The sequence below is a fragment of the Acinetobacter sp. ANC 3832 genome, from assembly GCF_002135415.1.
Lineage (GTDB): Bacteria > Pseudomonadota > Gammaproteobacteria > Pseudomonadales > Moraxellaceae > Acinetobacter.
Map to the genome: position 1 here is coordinate 1 of NZ_NEGJ01000031.1, position 5,809 is coordinate 5,809.

6 protein-coding genes and 1 pseudogene are annotated in these 5,809 nt (G+C 40.8%); all 7 read right to left on the reverse strand.

All coding sequences use genetic code 11. The features are described 5' to 3' along the window. Positions 1–278: 3-oxoacid CoA-transferase subunit A (locus B9T35_RS18135; RefSeq protein ID WP_139842057.1), on the reverse strand; the 278-nt coding region annotated here is incomplete at its 3' end. 41 nt (positions 279–319) lie between these two features. Continuing rightward, positions 320–1,540: a benzoate/H(+) symporter BenE gene (gene benE, locus B9T35_RS18140; RefSeq protein ID WP_086192684.1), complete on the reverse strand. Its 1,221-nt coding sequence runs from the start codon at positions 1,538–1,540 to the stop codon at positions 320–322. A 64-nt stretch (positions 1,541–1,604) separates the two neighbouring features. Continuing rightward, the gene (gene benD, locus B9T35_RS18145; protein ID WP_086192686.1) at positions 1,605–2,390 is read right to left on the reverse strand and encodes a benzoate diol dehydrogenase BenD; all 786 of its coding nucleotides are present in this window, start codon (positions 2,388–2,390) and stop codon (positions 1,605–1,607) included. 52 nt (positions 2,391–2,442) lie between these two features. Continuing rightward, positions 2,443–3,459 (reverse strand): benzoate 1,2-dioxygenase electron transfer component BenC, encoded by a 1,017-nt coding sequence (gene benC / locus B9T35_RS18150; protein ID WP_086192687.1) that lies wholly within the window; start codon positions 3,457–3,459, stop codon positions 2,443–2,445. Between the two features lie 82 nt (positions 3,460–3,541). After that, complete coding sequence (benB, locus tag B9T35_RS18155; protein ID WP_086192689.1) at positions 3,542–4,051, reverse strand: benzoate 1,2-dioxygenase small subunit; 510 nt, start codon at positions 4,049–4,051, stop codon at positions 3,542–3,544. Beyond that, complete coding sequence (gene benA / locus B9T35_RS18160) at positions 4,048–5,433, reverse strand: benzoate 1,2-dioxygenase large subunit (protein ID WP_086192691.1); 1,386 nt, start codon at positions 5,431–5,433, stop codon at positions 4,048–4,050. The genes benB and benA overlap by 4 nt, the downstream gene beginning before the upstream one ends. Before the next feature lie 88 nt (positions 5,434–5,521). Next, positions 5,522–5,809, reverse strand: a pseudogene (locus B9T35_RS18165) (catechol 1,2-dioxygenase); the annotation flags it as partial.

A 5,809-nucleotide genomic window follows, 5' to 3' on the forward strand; every position in this document is an offset into this window, starting at 1 on the left:
GCACGGTATAATTCGTCAAACACATAAGAATCAGACTGGCGTGGGAAAGAACAAATGATTTTACGCACAGCACCTGCTTTAAGGAGTTTGGCTAAACCGTAGTCGCCATTGCCGGCATTATTATTCACAATCACCAAATCTTTAATGCCGAGTTCGATTAAGCCATCAATCAGTTCAGCAGGTTGTCCTGCTGTACCAAAACCACCAATCATGATGGTGGAGCCATCTTTAATTTGTGAAAGCACTTCGTTGAGTGAACCTGAACTTTTATCAATCATAATCTTTCCTGTTTAATCTGTTCTCGTCAGACGTTGCCCGATTAACCCTTTGGAGTTTGGGTTGAATGCATAGTATTGGCAGCAGGTTCACGTTTAGTTAACACTAAATGTGCGATAATCCCGATACAAATACCCCAAAATACTGAACTGAGCCCTAAAAAATGCATACCTGAAGCGGTCGCAAGAAAAGTAATGAGGGCTGCATCTCGTTGTGAATCATTTTTCATTGCAACTGAAATATTGGTTGCAATTGCACCGAGCAAAGCAAGCCCTGCAAGTGCTGCGACAAGTTCTTTAGGAAGTAAACTGAATAACATTACAATGCTGCCTGCGAACAAACCGCCTAAAATATAAAAAATTCCGTTGGCTATTCCTGCGATATAGCGTTTTTCTTTCAATTCGTGTGCATCTTTACCCATACATAAGGCAGCGGTAATCGATGCCAATACAATGGTAATTCCGCCGACACATGCAACAGCCAAAGAAGCAATACTGGTCACGCTAATAATGGGTTTGGCAGGGGTGTCATAGCCACTCAATTTCATAATCGCCATACCTGGTAAAAACTGACCAGATAAGCTGACTAAAATGAGAGGGAGTGCCAGATTTAATGTTGAATTCCATGTCCATTCAGGCATGATGAACAGCGGAACAGCCAGTGAAAAACTGACATCTACAGGATTCATCTTTCCAAAAATTAAACTGAGTGCAATACCTGAAACCAATACCCAAACCATGGCATAGCGTGGACTGAATCTTTTTGCAAAAAGGAAAACAAGAAGCATGCCAAAAACAATCGTTGGCATGGTATCTGTTGCTTTGAACAAGCCGAGCCCAAATTGAAATAAGATACCTGCCATCATTCCCGCAGCCACATCTTGCGGTATCCATTTCAATAATTTATCAAAATAACCTGTTGCGCCAATGGCAAAAATCACCACGGCAGAGGTGATGTAGGCAGCAACAGCTTCATTTAAAGAAATGTGGGGGAAGAGGGTCACCAATAATGCTGTTCCGGGGGCAGACCATGCGGTAATCACTGGAACTTTATATTTGATGGACAGGAAAATCCCTGCAACAGCAGCACCAATCGAGATTCCCCAAATCCATGAAATCATCATCGGTGTTGAGACATTGGCTTGCTGTGCAGCTTGGAAGAAAATAATTAAAGGACCAGAGTAGGAGATCAGTACTGCTAAAAATCCTGCAACAGTAGCTGATACAGACCAGTCCTCTTTTAACGTTTTTAACAGGGCGGTCATTGGGCGATAGCCTCCATGCGATTGAATGCAATGATCCTGTTGAATGAATTGAAAATGATCAGGCTTAACCCTGATCACCTCCGCCTACAGGAACAATGGTTCCTGTCATATATGAAGAGTCATCTGATGCTAGAAATACAATGGCATTCACTTGTTCTTGAATCGTGCCATAACGTCCCATAAAAGTACGGTCAATGGTTTGATCAACCACTTCTTGCATCCATTGTTTTTCATTGTCTGTTAATGGCTTTGCATTACGGGGTACTTTACGTGGCGGTGCTTCTGTTCCACCTGTAGCCACAGCATTAACACGAATACCATCTTGCGCATGTTCAAAAGCAAGCCCAGTCGTTAAACCATTGACACCACCTTTTGAAGCAGAATAAGGCACGCGATTGATACCACATGTTGCGATAGACGAAACATTCACAATCACACCATGCTGATTTTTAATCATTTCAGGCAGGACTGCACGGCAACACCACAGTGTTGGGAACAATGAACGATTTACTTCCTTGATAATTTCTTCTTCAGAAAACTCTTGGAAAGGTTTCATCCAAATTGCACCACCGACATTGTTGATAAGCACATCAACACGACCATAGGTTTCGATGGCTTTGGCAACGACAGCTTGAGCACCAGCAAAGGTTTCTAAATCTGCATTGATGGTGATTGCATCACCACCATGTTCTTCAATTTCAGCAAGTACTTCTTCAACATATTCTGAACGGTCAGCCATAATGACTTGCGCACCTTCAGAAGCAACTTGTAATGCAACACCACGACCAATGCCTTGAGCTGCACCGGTGACAATAACGACTTTATTTTGAAATCTTTGACGATCTGACATTTGATGGATTCTCCAATTTTTGACGATTGATTTTTATAACTGAGTATTACAATCAGTTTGCAGAGAATTTTTCAAATAAGAAGTTCGCTGGTTTAACACCTTCTGTATCTAACCAACCACGAACTGCTTCCACCATTGGTACTGGACCACAAAGGTAGACATCAACATCACCGCCATTTAACCATTCATTGTCAATATGACTCGTCACATAACCTTTACGTTCATGTGCTGAATCTGGATGAGCAACGACTGTACGGTATTCGAACCAAGAGAATTTTTCTTGAAGTTTATTAAGTTTTTCAAGTGCCACTAAGTCAAAATCATTGGTCACACCAAACACAAGACGAACACGTTGTTCAGAACCTTTTTCTTCTAACACTTGTAGCATAGACATGAATGGGGCAATACCTGTACCGCCTGCAAGCATGAGTACTGGACGGGTCACATTGCGTAGGTAGAAACTACCAAACGGACCTGTAAAGCTCATTTTGTCGCCAGCTTGTACTGTTTTACTTAAAAATTCACTCATTTTGCCATTTGGCACATTACGAACTACAAAACTGGTTAAACCATTGCCTGGTTTAGAACTAAAAGAATATGAACGCGTTTCCGTAGTACCCGGAATATTGACGTTTACGTATTGACCTGCAAGGAAATGAATATCAGGTTGACCTTCATTTAGTTGGATATCAAAAGTAATGGTTGAATCTGAAAGGTTTTCCACGCAAGCAAGCGTACCTTCAAATTGATGAATCACAGTTTTACAGACATCAGATGATGCTGCAATTTTAAAGACTGCATCAGAGGTTGGTTTGCATTGACAAGCTAAAATATAACCTTCAGCTGCTTCTTCAGGTGTTAATGCATCTTCAATGTAGTTTTCTTCAGGCATGTCATATGTACCTGATTCGCAAAATGCACGACACGTACCGCAAGCTCCATCACGACAATCGAGTGGAATATTGATTTTTTGACGGTAGGCTGCATCAGATAAACTTTCATCTTGTGCAACAGAAATAAAACGGGTAACGCCATCTTCAAATTGAAGTGCAACATTATGGTTTGACATGGCTTAGTGTCCTACATAGAAGTTTAGCTTGGGAGACTTCAGCCAAATTTCCGTTTGGCTGAAGGGGTTGAGCAAAGTGGGTTTAGAGGTGGTAAATATCAATCACTTGGTTGATATAGTCATTTTTCAAAACGACGTATTTATTTTCAATTTTTGGTTCATCACCAGATACATCAATCACATAACGTGACATACCAAAGTAACTATAAGTGTTCTTATAGCGAAAGCTCAAAGTATTCCAGTTAAAACGAACTGTTACTTTGTCACCTTGACGTTCAATCACTTCAATATTTGCAATATTGTGTGAAGTACGGGTGTCAGGCATGGTTGCAGAAGAACGCTCAGTTTTAATACGGAATATACGGTCTTCTAAACCCTGACGGTTTGGATAGTAAATTAACGAAATTTCAGTTTCAGGATCTTCAGTCAGCTTGTCATCATCATCCCAAGCTGGCATCCAAAATTCTGCACAAGGCGCATAGCACTGTAACCAGTCATCCCATTGTTCATCATCTAAAAAACGTGCTTCTTTATAGAGAAATTGTGAAATGTTTTCTAAAGATGTTTTATCTAAAGTCACAGCAGCATTCATGCGCTTTCTCCTTCAGTTGCAGCCAATTCCTTTTCAGATGAAATCGCATGTTTCATGCTTTTGAGCCAATATTGATGTTGTGCAAGGTATAAACCTTCATCTTCAGTTTTAATACCGCTCAATAATGGTTTTAAACCAATTTCATTAGCCGCTTCATCTGGACCTTGAATCCAATGTTTAGAACCACGACACATGTCGTTCCATTCAAGCTCAATACCTGCATAGCCTGCTTGGCATGCGCGGAATTCTTCGAGATCATCGGGTGTAGCCATGCCTGAAGCATTGAAGAAATCTTCATATTGGCGAATACGACGTGTACGTGATTCTTTGTCTTCACCGACGGGTGCGATACAGTAAATCGTCACTTCAGTTTTATTCACTGAAATAGGGCGCAACACACGAATTTGTGAACCAAACTGATCCATTAAATAGACGTTTGGATATAAGCAAAGGTTACGTGAACGCTCAATCATCCATTTCGACATTGGTGCGCCGAATTTGTCAGTATATTCTTCCGCTTTCGGGAAGTTCGGACGATCTTCTGGGTTACCCCATTGTGTCCAAAGCAACATGTGACCATTTTCAAAGCCGTAAGAACCACCACCTTGTTTGCCCCAAGAGCCTGCACTCATTGCGCGAACATTGTCAGCCGCTTCTTTTTCTTTACGTTGCTGTGTGGTTGCTGCATAGTTCCAATGTACAGCAGATACATGATAACCATCTGCGCCATTTTCAGCAGTCAGTTTCCAGTTACCTTCGTAGGTATAGGTTGATGCACCACGTAAAACTTCTAAACCTTGCTCAGATTGATCAACAATCATGTCAATAATTTTAGTGGTTTCACCTAAGAATTCTTCTAAAGACGGAACATCTGGATTTAAGCTACCAAATAAAAAACCTTTGTAGTTTTCAAAACGTGCAACTTTTTTCAGGTCATGTGACCCTTCTTTATTGAAACAGTCTGAATAACCTGCATCAGCAGGGTCTTTAACTTTTAATAATTTACCCGAGTTGTTAAATGTCCAACCATGGAATGGGCAAGTATAGGTTGCTTTGTTACCACGTTTATGGCGACAAAGTTGCGCACCACGATGTGAACATGCATTAATCATTGCATTAAGTTCACCATTACGGTTACGTGCAATTAAAATAGGCTGACGTCCCATATACGTTGTGTAGTAATCATTATTATTTGGAATCTGACTTTCATGAGCCAAGTAAACCCAATTACCTTCAAAGATGTATTTCATCTCAAGGTCAAAAAGGGCTTGATCTGTAAATACTGATCGATGAAGTTTAAATTCACCAGTTTCAAAATTATCGACAAGTAATTCATCAATACGATCTAGATGGCTGGTATTAATAACTGGAATACGTGGCATGTCCGTTCTCCGACTTTCCTAATTTGCGGAAGTCACCAAGACTTAGTCGAGCTAAGCCTTGGTTCCTATGATTTACTTGAGGGTTTACTTAAGCGCTTACACGACGACGATCAACTTCAGAGGTTGGTGCAGCATCAAGGTCTTTAACAAGTTTAAAATCAAAAGTGATATGTTTAACTGGTTTATCTTGACCACGTTTAGCTAACTCAGCAGGATCAGTAATATCCGTTACAGATGCGATTAAACCTTCACGTGTAGCGAATGCGAAGTCATCCCAAAGGTACTGATCACCTTCGATATTGAATTGAGTCGTAAGCTTGCGGTAACCCGGTGCAGAAATAAAATAATGCACATGAGAAGGACGTTGACCATGACG

Coding starts and splice junctions, on each gene's coding strand:
- benE (WP_086192684.1), bottom strand. CDS start 1,540: ATGACCGCCCTGTTAAAAACGTTAAAAGAGGACTGGTCTGTATCAGCT.
- benA (WP_086192691.1), bottom strand. CDS start 5,433: ATGCCACGTATTCCAGTTATTAATACCAGCCATCTAGATCGTATTGAT.
- benC (WP_086192687.1), bottom strand. CDS start 3,459: ATGTCAAACCATAATGTTGCACTTCAATTTGAAGATGGCGTTACCCGT.
- benB (WP_086192689.1), bottom strand. CDS start 4,051: ATGAATGCTGCTGTGACTTTAGATAAAACATCTTTAGAAAACATTTCA.
- benD (WP_086192686.1), bottom strand. CDS start 2,390: ATGTCAGATCGTCAAAGATTTCAAAATAAAGTCGTTATTGTCACCGGT.